The sequence below is a fragment of the Variovorax sp. LG9.2 genome (genome assembly GCF_035018885.1).
In the GTDB taxonomy this organism is placed as follows: Bacteria; Pseudomonadota; Gammaproteobacteria; order Burkholderiales; family Burkholderiaceae_C; genus Variovorax.
Map to the genome: position 1 here is coordinate 37708 of NZ_JASJXB010000027.1, position 23674 is coordinate 61381.

General features: G+C 61.2%; 21 protein-coding genes and 1 pseudogene. 13 read left to right on the plus strand and 9 right to left on the minus strand.

Going from position 1 to position 23674, the window contains the following annotated elements; all coding sequences use genetic code 11:
• Positions 1–158: 158 nt before the first annotated feature.
• Positions 159–3356: an error-prone DNA polymerase gene (locus tag QN413_RS21330; protein WP_323498589.1), complete on the plus strand. Its 3198-nt coding sequence runs from the start codon at positions 159–161 to the stop codon at positions 3354–3356.
• A gap of 133 nt (positions 3357–3489) precedes the next feature.
• On the opposite strand, the gene QN413_RS21335 is transcribed toward QN413_RS21330, so the two are convergent.
• On the minus strand, positions 3490–3714 hold the full coding sequence (locus QN413_RS21335; protein ID WP_323498610.1) for an SET domain-containing protein-lysine N-methyltransferase: 225 nt from the start codon (positions 3712–3714) through the stop codon (positions 3490–3492).
• Positions 3715–4000: 286 nt separating this feature from the next.
• Here QN413_RS21335 and QN413_RS21340 point away from each other — a divergent pair, with 286 nt between their 5' ends.
• The 4 genes from QN413_RS21340 to QN413_RS21355 all read left to right on the plus strand — a co-directional run bounded on the left by QN413_RS21340 (position 4001) and on the right by QN413_RS21355 (position 7167).
• Complete coding sequence (locus QN413_RS21340) at positions 4001–4408, plus strand: BLUF domain-containing protein (protein ID WP_323498590.1); 408 nt, start codon at positions 4001–4003, stop codon at positions 4406–4408.
• Between the two features lie 87 nt (positions 4409–4495).
• The gene (locus QN413_RS21345; RefSeq protein ID WP_323498591.1) at positions 4496–5653 is read left to right on the plus strand and encodes a HAMP domain-containing sensor histidine kinase; all 1158 of its coding nucleotides are present in this window, start codon (positions 4496–4498) and stop codon (positions 5651–5653) included.
• 408 nt (positions 5654–6061) lie between these two features.
• The gene (locus QN413_RS21350; RefSeq protein WP_323498592.1) at positions 6062–6496 is read left to right on the plus strand and encodes a hypothetical protein; all 435 of its coding nucleotides are present in this window, start codon (positions 6062–6064) and stop codon (positions 6494–6496) included.
• A 101-nt stretch (positions 6497–6597) separates the two neighbouring features.
• Positions 6598–7167: a YkgJ family cysteine cluster protein gene (locus QN413_RS21355; RefSeq protein ID WP_323498593.1), complete on the plus strand. Its 570-nt coding sequence runs from the start codon at positions 6598–6600 to the stop codon at positions 7165–7167.
• Between the two features lie 232 nt (positions 7168–7399).
• On the opposite strand, the pseudogene QN413_RS21360 reads toward QN413_RS21355, so the two are convergent.
• The 3 genes and pseudogenes from QN413_RS21360 to QN413_RS21370 all read right to left on the minus strand — a co-directional run.
• Positions 7400–7963, minus strand: a pseudogene (locus tag QN413_RS21360) (ParB/RepB/Spo0J family partition protein); the annotation flags it as partial.
• Positions 7964–8234: 271 nt separating this feature from the next.
• Positions 8235–8588: a hypothetical protein gene (locus QN413_RS21365; RefSeq protein ID WP_323498594.1), complete on the minus strand. Its 354-nt coding sequence runs from the start codon at positions 8586–8588 to the stop codon at positions 8235–8237.
• A gap of 97 nt (positions 8589–8685) precedes the next feature.
• Entirely contained in the window at positions 8686–8961 is a 276-nt protein-coding gene (locus QN413_RS21370) for a DUF2164 domain-containing protein (protein WP_323498595.1), read from the minus strand.
• Positions 8962–9109: 148 nt separating this feature from the next.
• Between QN413_RS21370 and QN413_RS21375 the strand changes: the two genes are divergently transcribed.
• The gene (locus QN413_RS21375; protein WP_323498596.1) at positions 9110–9499 is read left to right on the plus strand and encodes a S24 family peptidase; all 390 of its coding nucleotides are present in this window, start codon (positions 9110–9112) and stop codon (positions 9497–9499) included.
• A gap of 360 nt (positions 9500–9859) precedes the next feature.
• On the opposite strand, the gene QN413_RS21380 is transcribed toward QN413_RS21375, so the two are convergent.
• Complete coding sequence (locus QN413_RS21380; RefSeq protein ID WP_323498597.1) at positions 9860–11158, minus strand: replication initiation protein; 1299 nt, start codon at positions 11156–11158, stop codon at positions 9860–9862.
• Positions 11159–11750: 592 nt separating this feature from the next.
• Between QN413_RS21380 and QN413_RS21385 the strand changes: the two genes are divergently transcribed.
• The 4 genes from QN413_RS21385 to QN413_RS21400 all read left to right on the plus strand — a co-directional run bounded on the left by QN413_RS21385 (position 11751) and on the right by QN413_RS21400 (position 16862).
• Positions 11751–12986, plus strand: coding sequence for an AAA family ATPase (locus tag QN413_RS21385; protein WP_323498598.1), 1236 nt, complete (start codon positions 11751–11753; stop codon positions 12984–12986).
• Positions 12987–13220: 234 nt separating this feature from the next.
• Positions 13221–14297, plus strand: a complete 1077-nt coding sequence (locus QN413_RS21390) for a ParB/RepB/Spo0J family partition protein (RefSeq protein ID WP_323498599.1) — start codon at positions 13221–13223, stop codon at positions 14295–14297.
• 217 nt (positions 14298–14514) lie between these two features.
• Positions 14515–14940, plus strand: a complete 426-nt coding sequence (locus QN413_RS21395; RefSeq protein WP_323498600.1) for a hypothetical protein — start codon at positions 14515–14517, stop codon at positions 14938–14940.
• Complete coding sequence (locus QN413_RS21400; RefSeq protein ID WP_323498601.1) at positions 14937–16862, plus strand: phage integrase family protein; 1926 nt, start codon at positions 14937–14939, stop codon at positions 16860–16862. Before QN413_RS21395 ends, QN413_RS21400 begins: the two co-directional genes overlap by 4 nt.
• Before the next feature lie 242 nt (positions 16863–17104).
• On the opposite strand, the gene QN413_RS21405 is transcribed toward QN413_RS21400, so the two are convergent.
• Complete coding sequence (locus QN413_RS21405) at positions 17105–17407, minus strand: antibiotic biosynthesis monooxygenase (protein WP_323498602.1); 303 nt, start codon at positions 17405–17407, stop codon at positions 17105–17107.
• A gap of 109 nt (positions 17408–17516) precedes the next feature.
• Here QN413_RS21405 and QN413_RS21410 point away from each other — a divergent pair, with 109 nt between their 5' ends.
• The gene (locus QN413_RS21410; protein ID WP_323498603.1) at positions 17517–18479 is read left to right on the plus strand and encodes a GlxA family transcriptional regulator; all 963 of its coding nucleotides are present in this window, start codon (positions 17517–17519) and stop codon (positions 18477–18479) included.
• A gap of 19 nt (positions 18480–18498) precedes the next feature.
• Here QN413_RS21410 and QN413_RS21415 read toward each other — a convergent pair whose 3' ends face one another.
• The 3 genes from QN413_RS21415 to QN413_RS21425 all read right to left on the minus strand — a co-directional run bounded on the left by QN413_RS21415 (position 18499) and on the right by QN413_RS21425 (position 21778).
• On the minus strand, positions 18499–18714 hold the full coding sequence (locus QN413_RS21415) for a hypothetical protein (protein WP_323498604.1): 216 nt from the start codon (positions 18712–18714) through the stop codon (positions 18499–18501).
• 497 nt (positions 18715–19211) lie between these two features.
• Positions 19212–19367 carry a hypothetical protein gene (locus QN413_RS21420; protein ID WP_323498605.1) on the minus strand — a complete coding sequence of 52 codons (156 nt, stop codon included), beginning with the start codon at positions 19365–19367 and terminating at the stop codon, positions 19212–19214.
• A 776-nt stretch (positions 19368–20143) separates the two neighbouring features.
• Positions 20144–21778, minus strand: coding sequence for an alkaline phosphatase family protein (locus tag QN413_RS21425; protein WP_323498606.1), 1635 nt, complete (start codon positions 21776–21778; stop codon positions 20144–20146).
• A gap of 218 nt (positions 21779–21996) precedes the next feature.
• On the opposite strand from QN413_RS21425, the gene QN413_RS21430 reads away from it, so the two are divergent.
• Both QN413_RS21430 and QN413_RS21435 read left to right on the plus strand, forming a co-directional pair.
• On the plus strand, positions 21997–22341 hold the full coding sequence (locus QN413_RS21430; RefSeq protein WP_323498608.1) for a hypothetical protein: 345 nt from the start codon (positions 21997–21999) through the stop codon (positions 22339–22341).
• Positions 22342–22546: 205 nt separating this feature from the next.
• Positions 22547–22852, plus strand: coding sequence for a hypothetical protein (locus QN413_RS21435; RefSeq protein ID WP_323498609.1), 306 nt, complete (start codon positions 22547–22549; stop codon positions 22850–22852).
• Positions 22853–23674 lie beyond the last annotated feature (822 nt).

The window sequence follows — 23674 nt, forward strand, 5'->3', positions numbered from 1 at the left end:
GATCGATCGTTCGCCAGCGGCGCTGCAGCTGGTGCGCGCACGCACCAATCCACAGGGCTTGGCGGCCGTTTGAATCGTGCAATTTGTCCATGAGCGCATCGTACAAAACTACTGGATGAATGTACAGTTATCAGTCTTGATGCCGACGTCTGTGCTTCGTGATCCTGCCCGTTCCGTCCTCTCCGCCTGCCTACGCCGAGCTGCACTGCCGCTCTAATTTCACCTTCCTCGTGGGTGCCTCCATGCCGGAGGAGTTGGTGCGCCGGGCCGCCGAGAAGCACTACACCGCACTCGCCCTGACCGACGAATGTTCGGTCTCCGGCGTCGTGCGGGCCCACCTCGAAGCACGCGAATGCGGCCTGCACTTCATCGTCGGCAGCGAGATCCAGTTCATGACCACCAACGACACCCCCTTCGCTCGACTGGTGCTGCTGGCGCAGGACAGGCGCGGCTACGGCAATCTGTGCGAACTCATCACGCTGGCGCGCCGGCGCGCACCCAAGGGCTTGTACAAGGCGCTGGTCACTGACATCGAGGGCAAGACCGCCAAGGCCCCTCATCTGGCCGGCATGGCCGGTTGCATCGCGCTCCTCCTGCCGGAGGCAGGCGCCACCGTCGAAAGCCTCTTCGCCCAGGCCATGTGGCTGCGCACCTGGTTCGACGGCCGTGGCTGGATCGCTGGCAGCCGGCCGATGCAGATGGACGACGACCTGGTCCTATGGACCCTCGAGGAAGCCGCGGGACAGGCCGGCGTGCCGATCGTGGCCACCGGAGGCGTGCTGATGCACAGCCGCGGTCGCAAGCCCGTGCAGGACGTGCTGACGGCGGTGCGGCTGGGCAGGACCGTGGCGGAGTGCGGCTTCGAGCTGTTGAGCAACGGAGAACAGTACCTGCGCGGCCGTGTGCTGTTACCTGAATTGTTTCCGCTTGAATGGCTGCACGAGAGCGTGAAGATCGCGGGCCTGTGTACCTTCAGCCTGGAGGAGCTGCGCTACGAGTATCCCGACGAGATCGTGCCGCCGGGCGAAACGCCCGCTTCGCACCTGCGCGCGCTCACCTACGCCGGCACCCTCACGCGCTTCCCCGCGGGCCTCTCCGACAAAGTGCGCGGCCAGATCGAGCACGAGCTGGCCATCATTGCGCAACTGGCCTACGAGCCCTACTTCCTGACAGTGGCCGATATCGTGCACTGGTCGCGCGCGCAGGGCATCCTGTGCCAGGGCCGCGGGTCAGCGGCCAACTCGGCGGTCTGCTACTGCCTGGGCGTTACCGAGGTCGATCCGGCCCGCATGAACGTTCTCTTCGAGCGCTTCATCAGCGTCGAGCGCAAGGAGCCGCCGGACATCGACATTGACTTCGAGCACCAGCGACGCGAAGAAGTCATGCAGTACATCTACAAGAAGTACGGGCGGGATCGTGCGGCCATCACTGGGGTCATCACCTCGTACCGAACCAAGTCGTCGCTGCGCGATGTCGGCAAGGCGCTGGGCTTTCCGCTCGAGACGGTCGAGCGGCTGGCCAACGGGGCCTACGGCATAGAAGGTCAATGGATTGCCGAAGCCTGTCTGTTCGAATGCGGCCTCGATCCGTCGACACGCAAGGTGAAGCAGTGGCTGCAACTTGCCAACGAAGTCCGGGGCTTCCCCCGTCATTTGAGCCAGCACACCGGCGGCTTCGTCATCGCGCGCGACAAGTTAAGCCGCCTGGTGCCGGTGGAGAACGCCGCAATGGACGATCGCACCGTGGTGCAGTGGGACAAGGACGATCTTGATGCACTCGGCCTCTTGAAGATAGATGTGCTGGCGCTCGGCATGCTCACCGCCATCCACCGCGCCTTCGACTTCGTTGCGGGCAAACGTGGCGCCCCCTTCGGCATGCAAGACGTGCCGGCCGAGTGCGCGGTGACCTACGCCATGATCCAAAAGGCCGACACCGTGGGCGTATTCCAGATCGAGAGCCGTGCACAGATGAGCATGCTGCCGCGGCTGAAGCCCGAGCGCTTCTACGACCTGGTGGTGCAGGTGGCCATCGTGCGGCCCGGACCGATCCAGGGTGGCATGGTGCATCCGTACCTGCGTCGCCGAGCGGGCGAAGAAGCGATCGACTACCCAAGCGACGAGATCAAGGTGGCGACCGAGCGCACGCTGGGCGTGCCGCTGTTCCAGGAGCAGGTGATGCAGATCGCCATGCTGGCAGCCGATTTCACCGCTGGCGAAGCCGATCAGTTACGCCGGGCCATGGGCGCCTGGCGTCGCAAGGGCGGGCTCGAGCCGCACCAGGACAAGCTCGTCCATCGCATGCTGGCAAAGGGCTACACACCCGAGTTTGCCGATCGAATCGCCAAGCAGATCGAAGGCTTCGGCAGCTATGGGTTTCCTGAGAGCCATGCGGCCAGCTTCGGCCTCTTGGTCTACGTGAGCTGCTGGCTCAAGCGCCACCATCCCGACGCCCTCCTCGCCGGCCTGCTTAACAGCCAGCCGATGGGCTTCTACGCACCGGCGCAATTGGTGCGCGATGCGCGCGAGCATGGGGTCGTGGTCAGGCCGGTAGATGTGACAGTCAGCGAGTGGAAGACCACGCTCGAAGAAGCCACGCAGGCCAGCGGGTGCAGTCCGCGCTGGGACACCGCTTTCGTGGACCCCTTGCGCGCAGTGCGGCTGGGCCTGTCGCAGATCTCGGGCATGCGGGAGGCCGTGGCACAGCGGATCGTGGCCGAGCGCGCGACTGCGCCTTTTGCCACGGTCGAAGATCTCGGGCGGCGCGCAGGGCTCGATGCGCACGACCTGCGTTGCCTGTCCGGCGCCGATGCCCTGCACTCGCTGGCGGGCCACCGGCCGAACGCTGTGTGGGAAGCGATCAGTGTCGAGACGCGGGCCACCGAGCTGCTGCGCAACGCGCCGACGATCGAAGAGACCATCGAGTTTGCCGCACCTACCGAAGGCGCCGACATCGCGGACGACTACGCCTCGATGGGCCTGACGTTGCGTCGGCATCCGCTGGCGCTGCTGCGGCCCCGGCTGGCGAAATGGGGCATCCGAACCGCGGAGGATCTGCGACGCAATGCCAAAGACAAAAGCACTGTCCGAGCGAGCGGCATCGTGACGCACCGGCAGCAGCCGGGCACGGCCAGCGGCGTGATCTTTGCGACTCTGGAAGACGAGACCGGCACGGTGAACATCATCGTGTGGCCCAGCGTTGCCGAGGCACAGCGGGCGGCGTTGCGGGGGTCGATGCTGCTCACAGTGCAAGGCACCTGGCAGTCCGAGAAAGGTGTGCACTCGCTGGTCGCGTTGAAGCTGCGCAATCACGACAAGCTGCTCGGGCGATTGCGTGCCTCGAGCCGGGATTTTCGGTGAAATAGCGCACTTGACAAAACCGTTCGCCGGTTAAGCCACAAGGTGACCAGACAGTCCGCACCAACTGCAAAAGATCGAAGGGCGGATGCGCCTTGCCGATCATGGTTCCGCGGCAGATTGCGGCTTAGCAGGGTCAAAGGTAGTTGGCCGGGACGGAGGCGGCCTCGGCTTGCAATCGGTAGTGGACGAAAAGCTCTTCATCGGCCTTGAGTTTGCGCAAAGCCCAGAACTGGAGAACGAGGCGGCCAGTGTCGTCGTAGGGCTCCGTCGCTTCGCGGTTCGGCGCGCAGGAACGATTGAGATGCCGCGTGGCATTGCCGCCGCGCACTGCGCCGATCGTGATGCCATCGGACAGCACAAACAAGTAGGTCGGCTAATCGACCCACGCCTTGGAATAAATTGCCTTGGCACTGTACCTTCTGCCTTTGTACAGAACCAGGAGCGTGCGTCTGAGCACCGCGCAAACAGCAAATGCGTCCAAGCCATGCAAGAAACTGCGGCCAGTGCGAAATAGGGCGTGGGCTGCCGTCGGCTAGAAGCATCGATGAGGGCAACTTCAATCGGACTCCTCATGGAGTCGTCCTACGCCGAAGTTCATAGCCAGCGCACAAACAACCTCGAGTACTTGAGAGACACAAGATCTCATGCTCGGTCGATTGATTTATTCAAGCACGGCGCTCTGCGACGCTGCTGAGGGATTGCGCATTTGCGTCGAGGCCCGGCAAGCCAACGCCGCCCGCCAAATAACCGGCGCGCTCTATCTTGCGGACAACCTCTTCTTCCAGTACCTTGAAGGAGAAGAAGTGCAACTGGCCACATTGGTTAACCGTATTCACAAGGACAAGCGCCACGCCAACTGCGCCGTGCTGGACAGCCGGCTCATCTCGCAGCCCATATTTAAGTCATGGCCAATGGCGTGGCTTCCCCGTACGGTGCAGACCGATCTTTTGACGCAGGCCGTTGTTCCGCGGGGATCGAATCCTGCAGCGATCGACGGGACAACCGCCGGGACGTTGTTTCTTGCTCTGTCGCAGTCAGCCGAGCATCATTAAGGGTTGGCCAAAAGGGCCGGTAAGCACTTCGTCCACGTCCGCAACGCGGATGCGATTGGGTACGATCGGCCGATGCGCAGGTTGCGCATGTCAGCCACCGAGGTTTCTATGCGGCTTGCGGATTTCATTGACCAGAATATCGAGACCATCGTGTTCAGCGCGGAAGAATTTGCGCGCACCCTGGATCCCGCCGCCCGGCATCTCGATGCGGAGGCTTTACGGGATCACATGCCGATGATTCTGCAGGCTGTGGCAGTGGACCTGCGAGCACCCCAGACACGACCCGCGCAGCAGCTCAAATCACTCGGCCAGCAACAGCGCCCGCAGGGCGCCCCTGAGAGCGCAGCGCAGACGCACGCGCAGTTGCGGGCCAAGGCGGGTTTCGACATCGAGCAGCTCGTGGCGGAATACCGGGCGCTGCGCGCTTCGGTGCTGCGGCTCTGGCTGGGTGAGGCATCGCACTTCGACGACGACGCGTCCGACGACGTAGTGCGCTTCAACGAAGCCATTGATCAAGCTGTGGCCGAGTCGGTGGCGTTCTACACAGCCGAAGTGGACCGCTGGCGGCACGTATTTCTTGGCGTGCTGGGGCACGATCTGCGAGGGCCGCTCAACGCCATTCTGTTGACTGCTGAAGTGTTGTCGCGCATGACCACTCTCGAACCGTTGACCCGTCACACTGTCCGGCTTGTCCAGAGCGGCAAGCGGATGAAGACATTGCTCGACGACTTGCTCGATTTCAGCCGTGCCTCACTTGGTCTTGGCATTGGCGTCAGACGGACAGCCGCGGATCTTGCGGGCCCCTGCAGGGAAGAGATCGATGTGCTGCGCGCCGCTCTGCCGGACACGCCGATTAATTTTGAGGCGGAGGGCGACACCTCAGGTGAATTCGACGTGTCGCGCGTACGCGAGGTGCTGGGAAATCTTGTCAACAACGCGGCGAAGTACGGCACGCCAGGCAGTACGGTGGTTATTCACCTGAGCGGTGACGCCGAAGCCGTCCGGTTGTCCGTTGAAAACCTTGGCGAGCCCATCCCACTCGCAGCTATCCCGCAACTGTTCGAGCCGCTTCGCCGCGGCGCGCCGGCCGAGCCCCTGGACGAACGGGCCAACCTGGGTCTGGGACTTTTTATCGTTCGCGAAATCGCGAGGGGTCATGGCGGCGAGGTCGTTGGAATGTCAGCTGACGGCAAGACGCGATTTACCATGCGGCTGCCCCGAATGGCAAGCTCGCCCGGAGTCTGAAGCGAGGCCCCCTCAGGGGCCCAAAAGTCGGAGTGCATTCGAGTCATGGCGCTTGCGTCGGCCAAGACTCAGTTTGTTGCACGGGGTTTCGGCGCGAACGACAGCGGCATCCAATGGGAGACGGGGATAAAAGCTGGCATCGGGGATGCCGGCTGTGCATGACTCCACCGTCTTCGTCCTTTCTCGGCTCCTTTTGAATGGCAGATCGCTTGCGCGAAGAAGGCGCGAAGGGTGAAGCCCAGAGAACCTTGTCCCCGCTTGTGTAATTGCTTAGCCGGCGTTTCCAGTCGGCGTCTTTCGCGCCTGCTCACGAGACTTTATGTGCTTCTCTGAGTTCGTCGTGGCGTGCGTGATCTGGCAACTGTCATTGCCCGTCACCGGCAACGCGCCTTGGGCAACAATGCAGTGATGACGACGATCCACATCACGCTCCCCGACCAACTGGAACTGGTGGCGCGCAGTGCGGGCCTGCTGGCGCCGGAGAACATCGGGGCGCTTCTCCAGCACCAGCTCGAAGGCGTTTCTGTGCCGGCTACGGCACCCGGTACGGACGCGGTGAAGGTAGTGCCGGCCGAGGTGATGGCGCTGGAGCGCCTGATCGAGATCGCCAAAGGCGACTCCGGACAAAGCCGTCGCGTCGCCGACTTCTTGCTGGCATGGTGGAATTCGGGCACCTGTGGCGCTTTCGACCTGAGCAACCTTTGGGCGGTCGACGCGGCCATCGCCGACGACATGGTTGCGGTGGTCAGGCTGATCGCCAGTGCGAGCAGGTACCCGGACACGCTCGGCTACAAGGATGACTTCGTGGCCATCGTGCATGCATGGCGTCCGGAGCTGAAATAAAGGCTGTGTCGGTGTGGGCAAGTGTTACCCACACAGATCTTGATCTAGGCGTCCGCCAAGCCGCGCGGTTACCCCTGGCGACGCAGCGCGCGGCTCAGAAGATGCGCATGCTGCAATCGAGCACAGAGGCCGAAGCCTTGGTGCGCGCCTCACAACGGGCGCCTACGGTTGCACAGCGCATCGTGTGGCTGCACAAAGCGGCCACGGCTTGGGGGAAACCGGTTGAGGCCGTCGCGGCATGTGCAAAAGGCTGTGCACACTGCTGCCACATTCCGGTGACGATCAGCGGCAAGGAAGCCCAATTGGTTTCGCGCGCCACGGGCCGTGCCGCAGTGGCGACGCCGCGCAATTCGGTGTCTGTGCAGGACCTCACGGAGGTCGACACCGTGGCATTGGCATCCGAGAAGTTGACACACTGGGGGACGGGAACAGCCTGTCCGTTTCTGGTCAGTGACACCTGCTCGATCTACGAGATCCGTCCCCTCGCCTGCCGCGTTCTGTTCAATATGGATGACGACGATCTGCTATGCCGGCATGGCGCGCAGCAGCCGGCCGATGTGCCTTATGCGGATTCGCGCGTGCTGCGTGCACTGGCACTGGCACTGGCCGCCCAGCCTGCGGAGACGCTCGCCGACATTCGCGATTTCTTTCCAGCGCCATCCACATCCTGAACGCGGTGATACCCAGGGGTGCTGATGCGAACACCGTGGCGACCGGGAACGCCAGCGCGGCCGCGTGTTGGTGCTTCCACCATGCACACGCCGCCGACGCCCTGCACTGTCGTGAAGGGCGCCGAAGAACCGGACAGTCGTCCCGTTCGCTACAGGCCCCGCCTGCCCTACAGTTCCTGCAATTACTCGCCAGCTCGACCTTCCTTCCGACTACTTACGCTTCATCGGCGAGCTCGCCTGCGATTTGGTTGACGGCGGTGATCTGCATGCCTTGCTCCAGGGCCAGCATAGCGCGCGTATTCCCCATGTTGATGTCGCCGGCCATCAGCATGGCATGGCCTGGGCTGGCTCGGCCAGGCTGAGCAGGCGCAACAGGTTGCTGGTGGCGCTGCGTGAGCGACCAACAGCGCGCGCGGCAGTTTCGCGGGTCATGCCGAACTCGGCAATGAGGCGCTGCAGCCATTGCGCCTCCTCCAGTGCGTTGAGGTCTTAGCTGGATGCTCTCGATGATCGACATGACCGCTGCTGCTTCGTTGGGCACATCGCGTACCAGCATCGACACGGTGCCCAGGCCAGCCAGTTTTGCTGCCCGATACCCCCGCTCGCTGACGATGACTTCGTACTCGGCGCTGTTGGCAGCGGCAGATGAAGCGTTGAAGCGGCGTAAGAGGATCGGCTGCATGATCCCTTGCAGCTTTACGCTTTCGGCCAGTTCTTGGAGCGCATCTTCGCCCACGTGCGCGCGCGACTGGTAGATAGGCACCATCTGGTCGAGACGCAGAACAGTGGGGTCGCCCGCCACATCTTCGCTTCGCTGCTTTGCAAAGGTACGTCCTCGTGCAAGGCCGGGAGGGCATCAACTCTGAGGCCGAAATCCCTCTTGCGTTCGGTGGCCATGGATCGATCTTTTTGTCGAATGGTCGATATCAGGCAGAAACTGCAGCGCACCGAAAGCTGCTCCCATCAAGCGATCGCAATTAGAGCGAAGGCCGTGCCTTAGCGACAGAGCGACGAGCAACATTTGGGGTTACCGGCGCTGAGGGCGCAAGAGTAAACGCCTGGCTTGACTACTGGGCGTCGAGTCCTACCGCTTCGTCTTGCCAGCTGGTTGCAACACCATTCGCGGCGACAACACAAAACACGGAGAACGCACGGTCTGCAATCCTGATGTGCCCTTCCGCGATGTGCTCGGCGACGTACGCCATCAGTTGCGTGGTTGGCATGCGGCCTCCGACCTTGCGATGTACCTGTACCAGCACTTCCTCGATGCCCCGATCGACAAAGGGCTGCGCAACGCTTGCATATGCCTGCTCGGCCAGCAGACGACCCCGCACATCCGCAATATTTATCCATGCCTGCTGTGCGGGAGCAGAGGCCGGGAAGCGGGCTCGCATGAGTTCGTGGACGCGTCGTTTGTTCATAGGTTCAAAGCATGTGGGTCAAGAGCTTCAGCCTACATCCCCTGAAGACGACGGTTGCCGGGCTTAAAGCCAGGAACTGCACACGACCATCGCACCATCACTTGCGATCGTGCTGTTTGCGGTCAAGCTTTCGCCAGTACGGGAACTCGTCTTCGTGAACTTCGATGTCCAGTTCCGAGACGCGGGCCTGCATTCGCTTCTGCACGTCGGCGACCGCCCGGTTGCATATGAGCGGGCCCACTTCCTCCAAAAAGAATTTCAGCAGCCCACCCGCGGCCACGTTCTCGATTCGCTCCTCCATGTTCTCCCGGAAGTAGCGCTCGACGGAGGCGATCGCCTCTTGGCGCGCATCCTTGTCCAGCTCGATGGTCATGGCAATCTTTCAATATTTCAATAGCACGGTGCAAGTCATAAAGGGACTTGCCGTTCGGTAGACAGCGCATCGACAACTTTGCATCGTCACGTTGGAAAACCCTCGCACAATATTCTCTTTCGGACTCGGCCCTCCAACTTGATGTTGGATGAATCGACGGAACCCCGGCGGCTGCCCTGCTGGCGGCGTTGACGCCGGGCGTGGCTCTCTTCCCTTCGTGCAGGGCAAACTGACCGCGGGCACTCCGTCGCCGGTTTACGATTTCCTGACCAAGCGCCACGATCGCAACGAGCTGCTGATCAAGCATCCGCGGGCCCCCTTCTTTTGGCAGACCAGTGGCCAGTTGATGCCCGAAGTGGGCATGGACGACGGAGTGATCCTGGTGGCCGACCGGGCGTTGAAACCACGGCACGGCTGTATCGTGGTGGCGCAGGTCGACAATGACCTCACCGTCAAGACATTGCACAAGCGAGCGCACCGCGTGAAACTGGTGCCGCCGAATCCAACCTTCCCCGAGATTGCGTTCCGCGAGGGCTAGCAGTTCATCATCTGCGGCCTGGTCACCACCGCCCTCAAGCGCTTTGCGCCTTGATCGAGCCGTCTCTGCTGCAATCCAGGGCGGCCGAGCGCCCTGCCCTTCCGTGTTTGCGTAAGGTGCGGCACATACATGCCGTCATCGACGGGAACAATTCATCGGTGTCGCCGGCATACGTGACCTCACGCGCGGCTCGCAGGCAGTACGCGAGCGCCTCCTGCAACGGACCGGGCTCCCTAGCAGCATCGGCGCCGGGTCGATAAGACCTTCGTCAGGCTGGCAAGCCACGCGGCCAGGTCAATCGATTTGAATCCCGACAGCGACCTGTTTAACTGAGTGTCCGCCTAAGTAACTACCCACTTCTTAGACGCCGACGACGCCACGTTGCAAGGCAAAGTCAAGCAACACGCGATCGGTCGGCTCTTCGGGCCAAGTCTCCTGAGCCAGCCACTTAAAGAAAGTGGTGCCGGCAATGCGGCTGGCCGGACCGTCCCTCCGCCACGCCCGCGCGATCGGCGCTGCGATCTTTCCCAACTGCAGCGACTCAAATCGGCTACAGGTTTCAGCCTGCATCGAACCTAGCATTTCAGCAAATACAGCCCTCGCCTGACCGACGCGGTCGTTCTCCCACAATTCGCGGATACGACGCAGCCGGTCGGCCTCCGTCAGCACCGGGAGCGACGACGCGGCGGGCGCTGGCCCCGGCGCTGACGCCGCGGTAGCTGTGACGCCCGCGTAGCCCTTTTTCAACGCATCCTTGAAGTACGCCGCCGGCGACTTCAACGGAGGCATGGCATTGTTGCGCAAGCGTTGGTCTAGGTGGTCTAGCGTGGCGCGGATCTGGCCTTCGTCCGTGGTGGCGTAGAGGTCCTGCGCCTCATCCTGCTTGATGCCCAGGGTGATCAGACGCCCCACCAGTTCCAAATCGAAGATGTTGCGATTCGGCGCGTCGATGTCGCCCAAGCGTTGCTGCAGCTTGGGCACCACCCTGAACTGGATTTCTTCGATTTTGCGACCCCGCTTGTGCTCGATCAATTCGAGCCCGAAGTCTTCGCACAAGGCATCGATCTCCGCGAGCGCTTTATTGATGACGTCGCGCTTGAGAAAGCGGTAGTCGACTTCCTTGATGTCGCTGCGCCCGGTTAGCACGGCTGCCCACCACATCACGTCCTCGCGCATCGACAGGCGACCCGGAGAAGTGAGATAGCGGGCGCCGATTTCGTAGAGAACGGCAGCGGAGTAGCTGCGCATCTGGCTGCTCATCTCCAGCAGCACGCGCGTGTACTGGTGGGGCTTGACCAGCCGTTCCTTGATTTCTTCCGGATAGCGCCAGGTCACCATGCAGGGGCGGCCCCTGCCCTGCTCTTCGATCGTCACCGTTCCCAGCAACTGCGACGAAACCCACCGCTTGAGCGTACTGCTGCTAGTCGACCACTCGATGGTGGTGGCCTGCATATCCCGCAGATGTGACTTCAGCAGTTCGGTGTTGTTTGAGTTGAAGCGGGCGTCGCCGATCAGTTCGCTCAACGCGAGCCGGTATTCAGGCTCGTCGACGCCCTGCCTTTGGGAGTGGTACAGCAGCGCGTTGTAGATTCGTCTGGACAGCAAGGTCAGGCGACCGCGCTTGGGACGGATCGCGATCGCTTCGTTCGCCTTTGCCACGCTTTGCTCTTCTGCGGTCGGCTGCGCGCGCTGTGGCGCTCGGGATGGGAGTTCGGCTTCGTCAGTCACGGACGTGGTGGATATTGGAGAGCGCACATCATGGGGCCGTATTGTGAATGGGTCAATTCACAGATTGCGGGCGGTTGTGTCTTGGTTCAGTTGAGTTAAACACTTGGGGATTTGAAGAGTTGGCATGCCAGATTCCTGAAGCACGACAGTGACTTATCTTCGTTTGCGTGAGGATTGTTGGGCTTCAATGTGAGAACCGATGGGATTGCATGTGATGGTTCTTGGGATTTCGGGCCGTGCAGCGTGAGAAGGGATGGGCTTCAATGTGTGTGGATATGGGATACCGCACCCCTTCTCCGCTCAAATAGCTCTGGGACGCCGAGCCTGCAGCGCTCAAAGCCTTGAAAGCACGTCTTCGTCGGCAGATTTCGCCCATTCGAGAGGTCGGTTGACGTAGGCGATGGAAGCGGTCCCCAACGGAGCTCACAATAGTCGCGCGTCCAATGCGCACGGTTTCCGCATATCTTGTTCATTCTATGGATTCTCGTAGAATCACCGAATTCTGTCGAACAAGGCGAGTCTCATGTCTGCAATTCTTCCCCCGGCCGCTGGAAACCTGGTTTCCAGCGAGTCCCAAGTGCCGCGGCGCCAAAGCATCAACATGGAGAAGATCGCAGCGTTGGCACTGCGAGCGGGCTCCATGGTCGAGCAGATCAGGGGCATGCTGCTGGCGCCTGACGCGCGCAAGCTGCCGCCCACTTTTTCTACTGCGCAACTGGCTTCGCTATGCCGGGTTGATAAGGCCCACGTGGCCTATCGCATCACCAAGGACGACCTGCCCGTTGGCCAGTTGACACCCTCCGGCGGGAAGCGCACGTTCACGCTTGAGCAGCTGCGCCGCTGGACCCGCACCTATCGTGGCGACCAGATGCGACCGGCGGGGCGCAAGGCCATCACGATCGCCGTTGGTAACTTCAAGGGGGGTGTGGCGAAGACCACGACCGCCATGGTTTTGGCGCAGGGTTTGAGCCTTCGCGGGCACCGCGTCCTGGCCATCGACACCGACCCGCAGGGATCGCTCACCACACTGCACGGCCTGCTTCCCGAAGCCGAGGTCAACGAAGAGATGACGATCGGACCGCTGTGCGATGGCTCCGAAACCGACATCCGTTACGCGATCCGCTCTACCTACTGGGATGGCATCGATCTGGTCGCTGCGGCGCCGTTCTTGTTCTCCGCAGAGTTCGCGCTACCCGCCCGCCAGATGCGAGTTCCAGACTTCAAATTCTGGGATGTTCTGAACGCCGGTCTGGATTCGGTGCGTGACCTTTACGATGTGATCGTGATCGACACGCCGCCCTCTTTGTCGTACGTGACGATCAATGCCCTGTGGGCTGCTGACGGAATCGTAGTGCCGGTACCCCCTTCGGGTCTGGACTTCGCCTCGTCGGCCCAGTTTTGGGCCCTGCTGGCGGACATGGGAGGCAATTTGGACGCGCAAAGCGCCGACCGTGAAGGTAAGGCTTTTGACTTTCTGCACGTTCTGCTCAGCCGGGTAGACGCGGCAGACCCTGCAATGCCGGCCGTAAGGCAATGGATTCAGGCTACATATGGCGAATACACCTTGCCGGTCGAGATTCCCAAGACCAGCGTGACCAGCAATAAGGCCGCCGAATTCGCTACGGTGTACGACGTGCAGAAATACGAAGGTGCGGCGAAGACATACAAGCGTGCAGTGGACGCCTATGACTCTTTTGTTGAACTGGTCGAGCAATCCATAGTCGGGGCGTGGGCGTCGCCTGAACGGGCAGCGAAATGACAGGTCAAACCGCATCGACGAAAGACAGCGTGGAAACCAGGTTTCCATGCTTCGGCATGCAAATTAGGCTTCGTAGGGCGGGGGAGTGCGATGGTGGAAACCAGGTTTCCACGCTGCAGTCCCAGCTTCTTGTCATGCTCCAGCGCGCGCCGGTTAGAGGCGCACTAAGTACTCGCAGGCTCGCCAACTCGAGCAAGCACAGCACCATCGAACCAAATCAACGGAGGCGCCACCATGGCCAGCACACGCAAACGTCTTGAAGCCCTGACGGCAGGGCTGACGATGCCCGTGGCCGCGCCGCCCGTAGAACGTCTTCCGGTTCGCAGTGAGTCCGAGGGGCCGCCGTCCGTCAATGCCGACGTGGAAACCAGGTTTCCACCAGTCGCCGGGCGCGTGGCCGGCCCGCGCACTGGGCCAGGACAGATGATCGCCTTCCGCGGCCAGATCCAGCAGGTGGAAGGGGAGATGGCTAGCCTTCGCGAGAGGCTGAGCCAGTACGAGGGTTCCGTGCCGACGCGCAAGCTCGACCCCATCAACATTCGACCCAGCCGCTGGGCCAACCGCCACGACGCCTCTTTCAAGATGAGCGCCTTTGCTGGCCTCAAGGCCGACATCGAGCACGCAGGCGGCAACGTCCAGCCAATCTTGGTCAAGCCCTTGGAAAAGGAACCGGGCCAGTTTGAAATCGTATTTGGCCACCGTCGCCACAGAGCCTGCCTCGAGCTGGGCATTCCAGTGCTGGCGTCGATCTGGACGGACGAGCTGGGCGACGCAGCTCTCTTCGCGGCCATGGACCGAGAAAACCGCCAACGAGCCGATTTGTCCAGCTACGAGCAGGGCCTGATGTACCAGCGCGCGCTGGAAGAACAACTATTTCCGACCCAACGCCAGCTGGCGGAGGCGGTGGGCGTGAGCCACACCTGGGTACGCAAGGCGCTGATGGTGGCGCAGCTGCCACTGGCCGTTGTCGAGTGCTTCCGGAGTCCACTGGAGATCAGTTTCCGCCACGCGGAGCAGATCAACGTGGTCATGGAAAAGGACCAGCGTGGCGTACTGCGGCGTGTGGAGAAATTGCGCGGCCAGGGGTTGGCGCCGGCCGCTTTGGTGGCCAGGTTGCTGGACGCCAAGGTCGGTTTCGACAAGCCGGAAAAGATCGAACTGCAGATTGCCGGGAAGAGGGCCGGTTCGCTGGTGCGATCGAAGGGCGGCGAACTGACGCTCTCCATTTCCGCAGAGGCCGCGACTGATGCAACGCTCGAGGGTTTGGAAGCGGCAATCGGCGAAGCCTTGCGCAGGATCCGCACGCGATGAGTTGACGACAATGTGAGATCCGTTGGGATACTCGATCTAGACGAGCGGCGCCGGAGATTGGACTCGAGATCCTTTTCGCAAAGACGATCGCATTAGGTGCAACATGCCGGACTAGCTGGTAAAGAATGCCAATAACCCGCAGACCCGAACAGGACGGCGGGTTAAAAACCCCAATCAAATCAACAACTTAGATTGATGTCCTAACTGGTTGTCAACTTTGAAAGCAAAATATCGCGTTGATGATAATATTATTTATCATTGGACAAATCATGACCTACAGCTTCGGCCGCTATTTCAGTCACAGCATTCTTTTCTGCAAGCAGGAACAGGTCTGAGTCGTCTGAACACCTCCCAGGGACCGCGCTTCACCCACGCTCACTTCAAGTCGATGACAGTCCGCCAGCTTTACCAGCTCGCCCAAGTCGAGAATGAGGAGCTCGAGCGCCAATGCGCCTCCGGGCGCGCGAGGGCGCTGGACGGCGACCGCGAGGGCTCCGGCATCGCGCAGGCTTTCGAGGTCGAGCGGCGGCGCAGGACCCGGGCGAGCCAGATGCGGAGCCTGCCGCCGGAGGAGACACCGGTTCGCGCCTGGTGGAAATTTTGGCAAGCCGGTGATGACCACCGAACGATGACACCCACGTGACTCGGCGCAAAACTCCGCCGCGCAAGCTGCACAGTGGACATTTCGCCTTCATGCGGGCGCTGGCACAGGGTTTGGACGAGCGGGCTAGTTGGGACCGCTATCTAGGCCTGGAAGGCGAGCACGCGGATTTGCGCCAGGTGCGCCGGACCAGTGCATGGATCCGGGACCAGTTTGCCGCGGCCGCCCGGCGCGAGCACAGGCCGGGCACGGCCCGGCTGATCTTGCTAGATCCGGATCGGTTCGCCTCCGCCCCAGCCATCCCGAGCCTCGCAGAGTTCGCCGAGGCGAGAGGGATGGAAGACTTCTCGGAAGCCGAGCAGCTCGAGGCCTATGAAGAGGCGTACCCGAGCGCGGGCACGGGAGGGCAGGGCGCTCCCGCAGCCACTTCCCGTCGTGGTCGTGTCATCGAACGACAGCTCGAGGCCTTGCGCTGGCTGCAGGGGCTGGTTGCGCAGGACCCCAAACCAGGCGATGGCGTGGCCGCCTGGCTCAACCCCTCACTGTCGGCACGCCTGGAGCGTGCTGGAATCCCGACGCTCGTTGCACTGGTCGAACGCATCAATGCGATCGGTGCACGGTGGTGGGTGGATGTGCCCGGTGTTGGCGAACTGAAGGCCTTGCGGATCTTGGACTGGCTGCACGCGAACGAAGAGGTGCTAGGGCTTCAAGTCGGCGTCCACGCAGAGACGCCGAGGGCGCAGCTTTCACAGGTCGACCTTGCCGCAGTCGTTCCTGCCGCAACAGCCATTCGTCCCTACGAGAAATTCATCTTGCCCGCCGAACTCAACGGCAACGCAGGGCGCTATCGTGCGCCGCGCGAGAAGTGCCGCTTGATGGCGGCCGACGACCGTGAGGCCGTCGGTGCGTGGCTGGCTTCGAAGAAAGCAGGCGTCGAAGACGGCACTCTATCTTCTACGCAGCGGGCGTATCGCAAGGAAGCCGAACGCCTGCTGCTGTGGGCCATCCTCGAGCGCAAGAAGGCACTGTCGTCGTTGTCTGAAGAAGATACGACGGCGTTCCGATCGTTTCTGTCGGCGCCGCCGGCGACCTGGTGTGGCCCGCGGCACCGACAGCGCTGGTCGCCGTTGTGGCGGCCTCTGGAAGGTCCACTGGGCACGGTGGCGTTGAGGCAGTCGCTGATCATCCTTAGAAGCCTGTTCGGCTATTGGGTGAGCCAAGGGTATGTCGTCGGCAATCCGTTCGCTGCGGTGGCGCTGCCACCCGGACCACAGCGGCCACTGGGATCGAGCAGGACGCTGACGTTTGCGCAGTGGGATCACATCGACGCCTTGTTGCAGGGGCATTGCGACTCACAGGTGGACCGGCGACTCCGGCGCAGCATGCACTGGCTTTATGCGACGGGCCTGCGCTTGGCCGAGATCACGGCCGCAAGGTGTGAAGATCTGGAACGGGTGGACTACCGGACCGGTGATGGCGCGATGGCGACCGGCTGGCTGCTGTTGGTAACCGGTAAGGGCGGGCGGAACCGGCAGGTGCCTGTGCCGGGAGAGCTTGTCGAGGAACTGGGCGACGAACTGGCGCGGCACGGGTTCGAGCGGCAGGTGGGCGCGATGAGCAACCGGGGCACCCATGTGCTGGCGCGCTTTGACAGCGGAGTGAAGCAACCGGCCTCATGGTCGGCCTCCGCGCTTTATCAGGCACTCAAAGCATTTATGGCGGAGGCAAGCAAAGGCCTGCCTGAATCCGATACGGAGCAACTGATGAAGTTCAGCACGCACTGGTTGAGGCATTCGCACGCGTCGCATGCGCTGCAGGGTAGGGGAGTGCAAAGGCCGGTGCCGCTGCAGGTGGTGCAGAACAACCTCGGGCACGTGTCGATCGGGACGACTTCGATGTACCTGATCACTGAGCGTGATGAGCGGACGAAGGCAATGCAAGCGTTTTGGAAAACCAAAATTTAGCTGGCAAAAGCTGGCGCCGGCGAAGGAGCATGCAGTGTGGCCATCATCGGCGATGACTGTGGCGAAAGGACATATTCATTGAGTGGGCACGAAAGCATGTAACCACGACATGTACGGGCTACCCGATTAGAAGAGCGGCGAGGTCGAGGCCCACAGCACGTTCATGCCGGGCCGACGACCGAAGCCCTCGGCATGCGCGCTGCTCGAGTACCTTATCGAGGAACTGCGTCGCTAGGGTTTGGTCATCCAGGCAACTTCGCCGCGAGCAGATCGATTTTCTCGATGTTCGGCGGCGTGCTGAGCAACGCCGCTGCGTTGGCCATCAACGCCGCGGCGATCGGGCCATGCAGATGGGCTTCACGGCCTTCCTCGTCAGCAAAGGTGTCGAAGACACCGAACGTCGACGGGCTGAATTGCAGCGCGAACCAGGTGGTGGTGCCCGACTCGGCATTGGCGAGCGCCAACGCGCCAGCCAGAAAGGCGGCAACCGCAGCCTCCTGGCCGGGCTTGGCTTCGAGACGGACGAACAGGGCAAATTTGGACATGGAGTGCTTCTCTCGTTGAACAGGTGAATGGATTGGCGAGTTGCAAGTCTCTGCGCCGCACGGACAATCAGCGAGTGGCAAGAAAGCCAACATTGATACCATTACTGCCATGCGCATTCACATTCTGGTTCTCGACGGCGTGTTCGACTTGGGCCTTGCGGCCCTTACCGACACGCTGGACACGGCGAACCAAGTGGCTGGGTTGCTCGCACACGCGCCGTCGCCAGTCGAAGTGGTGTTGGTAGGGGTGCGACGGCGGGTGCGCACCGCGCAGGGGCTGACCGTGCCGGTGGTACCCCTGCACGGTGCGGTGAAGCCCGACGTCGTGCTCGTGCCCGCGCTCGGCGCCAAGATGCCGGACACGCTCGCGGCTCGACTTGCACACGCCGACATGGCCGACGCGGCCGTCGTATTGCAGCAGTGGTCAAACGCTGGTGCGGTCGCTGGCGCCGCGTGCACCGGCACATTCGTGCTGGCCGAGAGCGGGTTGCTCGACGGTCAGCGCGCCACGACGTCGTGGTGGCTGGCTCCGATGTTTCGGCAGCGCTATGCGAAGGTGATGCTCGACGAGTCCCGCATGCTCGTGAACTCGGCGCGCTTCATCACGGCTGGCGCGGCCCTCGCTCATATCGACCTTGCGCTGAGCATCGTCCGCAGCCGCAGCCCGGCGCTGGCGGCGCTGGCGGCGCGCTATCTGCTGGTCGAAGCGCGCGGCTCGCAAGCCGAGTTCGTGATCCCCGATCACCTCTCTCACGCCGACCCCGTGGTCGAGCGCTTCGAGGGCTGGGCCCGCCAGCAACTCGCGCGAGGCTTCTCGCTCGAAGAAGCGGCTGTCGCAGTCGGCGCCAGCAAACGCACGCTGGCTCGGCGCCTGCACAGCGTGTTGGGCAAGACACCGCTGTCGTATTTTCAGGATCTGCGAGTTGAGCGTGCGGTACACCTACTGCGCAGCAGCAGTGAGAGCATCGACCAAATCGCCACGCAGATCGGCTACTCCGACGGAGTCACTTTGCGCGTCCTTCTGCGACGCAAGCTTGGTCGCGGTGTGAGGGAGTTGCGCGCGCGCATCTGATGATCGGTGGTTGACGTGATCAGAATCGCAGCGCCGTCCGTGATGCGTTCATCTTGAAAGGAGAGATGCCCTGGATATAGCGGTGCACCGTGCTCTCCGACCTATGCCCCGTCTGCCTTTGGTTAGACCATGTCGATGCTCCAGCTTGCGCCGCCGCCGTCACAAACCCGGCTCGAAACTGTGCGCCGAGAAGGGCGATGCGGACAAACACGTGTACTACCTGGAAGTAGTTCATGTATTCCTACGAAGATCGAATCTGAGCAGTCGAGCTTTACGTCAAACTTGCTTTTCAGGACTGCACCTACCGCAGTTCTCGGTCTGGCGCAGAGCTTGAATTACTTCTTTATCGATCACGTATTCCTGAGTGACGGACACCTTTAGAAACAGTCTTCACACGCCAGTCGGTCGACGTTGCACGGCTGGCATGCGTTGGATGGTGACATAGGAGCGGCGTTCGCTCCCGGTAGGAGACCTCCCATGAACCTCAATCGCTCAAATTCGTTCCGACACCTAGCAGTCGGTGCGGTCTGTATATCAGCCCTCTTGGCCGCTGCGTCGGCCAGCGCCCAGGTCAACTGGTCCATTGGGATCAATGCACCGGGCCCGGTTTACTACGAGCCTGCACCGGTTTTCTCGCGTCCGGCGCCGATCTACTATCAACCGTCTCCGCCGGTGTACTACCGCCAAGCTCCTCAGGCGTACTACTCCCCGCCGCCGGTGTACTACGGACCCTCAGCGCAATATCAATACGAGCGTGGCGACCACTGGCGCCGTGAACACGAACACGAGCACGGGGACCACGACCATCACCATCACCGCGAATGGGATGATCGCGACTGAGTTCGATGCGTTTGCTGGATACGAAGGCAGTGGCAGCGATCGTTGCATAAGGGGCTCGACGCCTATGTTGTACTGCAGGTCGAGACTTGAACCCGACACCAGGACTTAACTGACCCATGGGAGTGTCGCGATCAAATAGAGCCAAGCCGAGCCTATCGCGCACGCCCGGAGCGCATCCCGAATGCGTGAGTATTGCGCCGCTCGCGAACGGACCCAGATGCCGAAATCTCATTCACCCATGAGTAGGTGTTAGAAATCAGTGCTGGCACTTGGGCGGGGCCGTGACGGTTAGGGTCAGCCAAGTGTCCGCCTCAGAGGGGGCAATGCGCCTGTGCCGACAATTGCGCGGATATTGAGGCGTTGCCAGAACAGGTATTGCGGAAACGCGACTTGCTTTCTGCGACGCACCATGACTAAGTGCGCTTTCGTTAGGTTTTGCGCATTTGGCTGCGGAGCTTCGAAGCTGATCCATCACACCGGGCCAAATGTAACTAAAATTAGTTACATGGAAAACGGAACCGAAACAAATTTTGGATGGTGGACGGACAAGCCGGAGCGCCCAATACGGGCGTGCAGAAGTGCGGGCCCTCGCGAGCTGGCGGAGCGGGAGGGCGGCACAGTCTGGTTCTGGTCGGCAGTGGTCATTGCCTTGGTTCTCACATTTGCGTGGGCGCTGGCAAGGTTGGCCGGATCGTAAGTCCACGGGGCATCCAGACACCGGGCACGTATCGGGGGAGCGCGCGTGCGCACAGGGTATATCTGGTCGTGGAGCTCGCAGGCGGCCAACCGCAAGCCGGACCCGCGGCGCCAACAACCCAAGGCATTTAGAAGCTCAGACCGGGGAGTACCGAAGTGCCTTCCAGTTTCACTGAATTCAGCAGGTTCGGATCCAGCTTGAGTGACGTCAGTATCGTTGGTGCCACCTGCGTAGTCATAACCATTGCAGTGTTGGTCTGCGCAATGATTGACGGCTTCGAAACGATGAGCGCGACATGACTATCGTCAGGTGCGTTGCCGCCGTGCTCGGCGTCTTTACTCTTGCTGCTCGTGTAAATCACGCCCGGATTGGGCTGCACGATGATATCGGGTGTGCGCCCTGAAGCTGGGTCACCGAACTTTGTAGTGAGCGCTGCCCCGGATAAAATGCTAGCTCCTGCCCCATTAGCGCAAATTCCCGGGGCGGTGCAACCTAAATTCGCATTGAGTGTGGCAACTGCTGCTGCAACCTGCCGCTGGTCTTTCAGCCAAATGAGGCCTAAATCATCCGTCTGAATGATGCCGGTGCCCGACAGCCCGGTTCCGTCGTTCAGGCTGCCAGTGGCGGTGGCGTTTTGCCCCCAGTTGCCGGCAGCGTCCAAATAGCCGCTGGATTGCACCAGCGCTGTCAGCGTGTCGCCATTCTTCACCAGTGTGCTGTGGTCGGCTGGTGATTGTCCATGTTTGGCTGTTAAGACAAACAATGTCGAAGTCAGCAGATTCTTTGCACTCAGCTCTGCGATCACTTTCCCGATTGCTGTGTCTACGTAGGCTATGGAGGCGGAGACCTGAACGCCTGGCGTGAACGTCGCGTCTGTGTAGCCACCGCCACTGGCATTGGTTGCCTTTTGCGCCACGCTCAGCGTCTGAAAGTTGGTGCCGAAAACCGTAGGAACCGCCGCGGCAGATGTGCCTGTCGAGTTCTTTCCATCGATCTGATTGAGGATGGCCTGCACGTGCATGTCATCAAATTTCTCGGTGTGAGCGAATTTGTCTGTGTATTCGGTTCCCGTGGCGGCATCGACCGAATTGATTTCGGTGCGCGCCAAGTCGTCAACGCCCTTGCCTGACGGACCATTCAACCAGTCGTAACCCCAAGCATGCTTGTCGGCCCAAGCAGTGCGCGCACCAGCGAGGTTCGCTTTCACCACCTCAAAGACCGTATTGGTCTGAATGTAGTCGTGTGGAAAAACGGGCATGCAGTTGCCATTCACTTTGGCGTGCGGAATAGCTTGCGGGTTGAAAGTGCCGCCGCCATCGAGATGGATGCGGGCACCGCCATTGACGCTATCGATGCCAACGGTTTCGTCGAACACGACGTTCCAGCCTTGCACGCCAGCGCATGCGGTGTCACTCGGTGCGTAAAGCGTGCGGTCATAGGAGACGTCGTAGAACAGCCCAGTAGTCTTCGGAGAACCGCCGGTAACCAGCGCGGCCAGCCCCGGGAACGAATCCGACAGCCCAGGGGTGGACGCGTTGGTGTAGTTAACACCCGTTTGCGCCAGTGCGGCAATCGACGGACAGGTTTTTGCCGCGATGCAGTGGGCCACGTCCTGCTCATGCAGACCATCCACACTGATCAGAAGTACATGCGCAATCGCAGGAGCGGAAGAAAGCAGAACACTGCTGTCGCCAGAGCCACCGCCACATGCAGAGAGCACACCCGTAGCAACGATGGTCAGGGGCAGAAGGTATCGCTTCATAAGATAGGAAATAAGTGGATTGACCAGATACCAAAGCTATCTGAGGAACATGACAAGCTTGTGACGTTGACTGGAGTGAATTCGGCTTTGACAAGCAGATTGGAGTTAGCTCCGGGCCGACGCATATATGGCTGCCCTGGCAGGGATTGGATGTCGCACCGCTGAGCTTGCGGGCCTTGTGCAGCACGCTCACCCGTTGGATAAGGTAGTGAGTTCGCATGGCCAGCACGACAATACAGGAAGCCCAACATCAGCAAGAAGATGCCCGGGCGCACGATCATCGATATCTGCTGCGCGCGATGCCTGTCACCCGGTGTTACTCCATGCTCCTAGGGCCGCGCGATGGACATCAGTTCGACCCCGATGACCAAGGGCGTGGTTTATTTGGATATGGTGATCGACTGGTATTGCTGCCAGGTGCCGGTCTGACGAGTGTCGATCTCGATAAACACCGAGATTTTACAAATGGTGTCAAGGAGGCGATAGCGCACTACGGCACGCCTAAGTTATTGCACACCAACCAGGGCAGTGAGGGCATATTCAATCGGTCGTGGCAATACTAGGTTTGCGAAGAGATTTTAGGTACTCGTGCAATTTCTTTGTCTGTGGCGCTCACGCTCTTGTGCGAGACGAGGGCGGCAGCCACAACAGTGTTTGATTCACGCGCGCAACCCTCTCACCCAAATAGGCGCACACCTACGTTCCGTCCCTTGCCGTGACGCTACGGTCGCGGTCACGCGCCACACCGGTGCGTCAAAGGAGACATCCATGAAGAAATTACTACTTGCTTTTGCCGCCTGTGCAATATCTGCCGCGGCGTTCAGCCAGCCGATGGATCAGCGAGATGGCAGGGAGATGGACCGCCATTTCGGCGACCGGCGCAGCATGGAGCAGCGCGAAATGGAGCACCGCGAGATGATGCAGCGCGCGATAGATCAGCGGGATCGTGGCGGAAGCGAAATGGACCGTCGTGAAATGGAACATGGCGACATGCACCAGCGCCGCCACGCGCGGAGTTGGGTGCCGGCCCGCCGCGATGGCGAAGGCCACCGCATGCGTGGACATTACGAATAGAGATTGTCTTCGGCGCATTTTCAGTCGGGCTGTCGTCGCCCAGGCTTCTTCAGAACCGCGGTCCCACTCGGACAAACGTGCGCGATGCGGAGCTGCATCGCTAACGAACCGATTTACACGCCAAGACAAGGAGAGTCGCACCAGAGTTCGACGCTTTCTTCCTCCTTCTAGTACGGCGATGACCTACCGATTCGACGCGCAGAGCTTCTGCTTGCGTTCATGCCAGGTGTATCGATTCATGCGCCTGCCATAGTGCAGCGCCTGCGTCGCGTTGCCCGGCGCCGCAGTTGGTTGCCGTGGACGGACAGTCTCGGCCGGTGGGACTGCACCGTGCTGGTCGAAAGGCCCGAATCTCCACGGCGGTGCGCGTAACCCGCAGCGATGCCCGATTCAGACCGATTTGATTTCAAGTTACGTCGGCGCATATTCAAAATTGCATCGCCCACAGCGTTGTCCACAGAAATGAGGAGCAAAGATATTCTTCAGATTCTCTGCTTGTAGAGTCAGCTCGCCGCTGGTCTCCCTGGCGGCAACCGGCTGCTTTCAGCGCCCCAAGTAAGAGGACAGCAAGGCCAGTGCGCCGCCGACAGCAGCCACAGCCATGATCCCAAGAATTGACCAGGTGAACGTGTCCATCTCAACTTTCCTCGTGGAAGTAAATTTTACGGCCGTCGTCTTTCATCCAGCCGCACCCTCAACCAGCGCTGCTGGTTGCGGACCAAAACCTTGTACTTCTCCATAGAACCCTTCGAAGTTTGTCCAACTTCTGGGAGTCAGTTCAGGACGAGGTGCCCCAATCACTCAACATTCTTTTGAGCGCGC

Bases quoted from the DNA above. Each gene is read 5' to 3' on its own strand.
- QN413_RS21345 (WP_323498591.1), top strand. From the start codon at position 4,496: ATGTCAGCCACCGAGGTTTCTATGCGGCTTGCGGATTTCATTGACCAG.
- QN413_RS21435 (WP_323498609.1), top strand. From the start codon at position 22,547: ATGAAGAAATTACTACTTGCTTTTGCCGCCTGTGCAATATCTGCCGCG.
- QN413_RS21355 (WP_323498593.1), top strand. From the start codon at position 6,598: ATGCGCATGCTGCAATCGAGCACAGAGGCCGAAGCCTTGGTGCGCGCC.
- QN413_RS21405 (WP_323498602.1), bottom strand. From the start codon at position 17,407: ATGTCCAAATTTGCCCTGTTCGTCCGTCTCGAAGCCAAGCCCGGCCAG.
- QN413_RS21425 (WP_323498606.1), bottom strand. From the start codon at position 21,778: ATGAAGCGATACCTTCTGCCCCTGACCATCGTTGCTACGGGTGTGCTC.
- QN413_RS21385 (WP_323498598.1), top strand. From the start codon at position 11,751: ATGTCTGCAATTCTTCCCCCGGCCGCTGGAAACCTGGTTTCCAGCGAG.
- QN413_RS21430 (WP_323498608.1), top strand. From the start codon at position 21,997: ATGGCCAGCACGACAATACAGGAAGCCCAACATCAGCAAGAAGATGCC.
- QN413_RS21350 (WP_323498592.1), top strand. From the start codon at position 6,062: ATGACGACGATCCACATCACGCTCCCCGACCAACTGGAACTGGTGGCG.
- QN413_RS21410 (WP_323498603.1), top strand. From the start codon at position 17,517: ATGCGCATTCACATTCTGGTTCTCGACGGCGTGTTCGACTTGGGCCTT.
- QN413_RS21340 (WP_323498590.1), top strand. From the start codon at position 4,001: ATGCTCGGTCGATTGATTTATTCAAGCACGGCGCTCTGCGACGCTGCT.
- QN413_RS21365 (WP_323498594.1), bottom strand. From the start codon at position 8,588: ATGAACAAACGACGCGTCCACGAACTCATGCGAGCCCGCTTCCCGGCC.
- QN413_RS21420 (WP_323498605.1), bottom strand. From the start codon at position 19,367: ATGCAACGATCGCTGCCACTGCCTTCGTATCCAGCAAACGCATCGAAC.
- QN413_RS21415 (WP_323498604.1), bottom strand. From the start codon at position 18,714: ATGAACTACTTCCAGGTAGTACACGTGTTTGTCCGCATCGCCCTTCTC.
- QN413_RS21390 (WP_323498599.1), top strand. From the start codon at position 13,221: ATGGCCAGCACACGCAAACGTCTTGAAGCCCTGACGGCAGGGCTGACG.
- QN413_RS21370 (WP_323498595.1), bottom strand. From the start codon at position 8,961: ATGACCATCGAGCTGGACAAGGATGCGCGCCAAGAGGCGATCGCCTCC.
- QN413_RS21375 (WP_323498596.1), top strand. From the start codon at position 9,110: ATGAATCGACGGAACCCCGGCGGCTGCCCTGCTGGCGGCGTTGACGCC.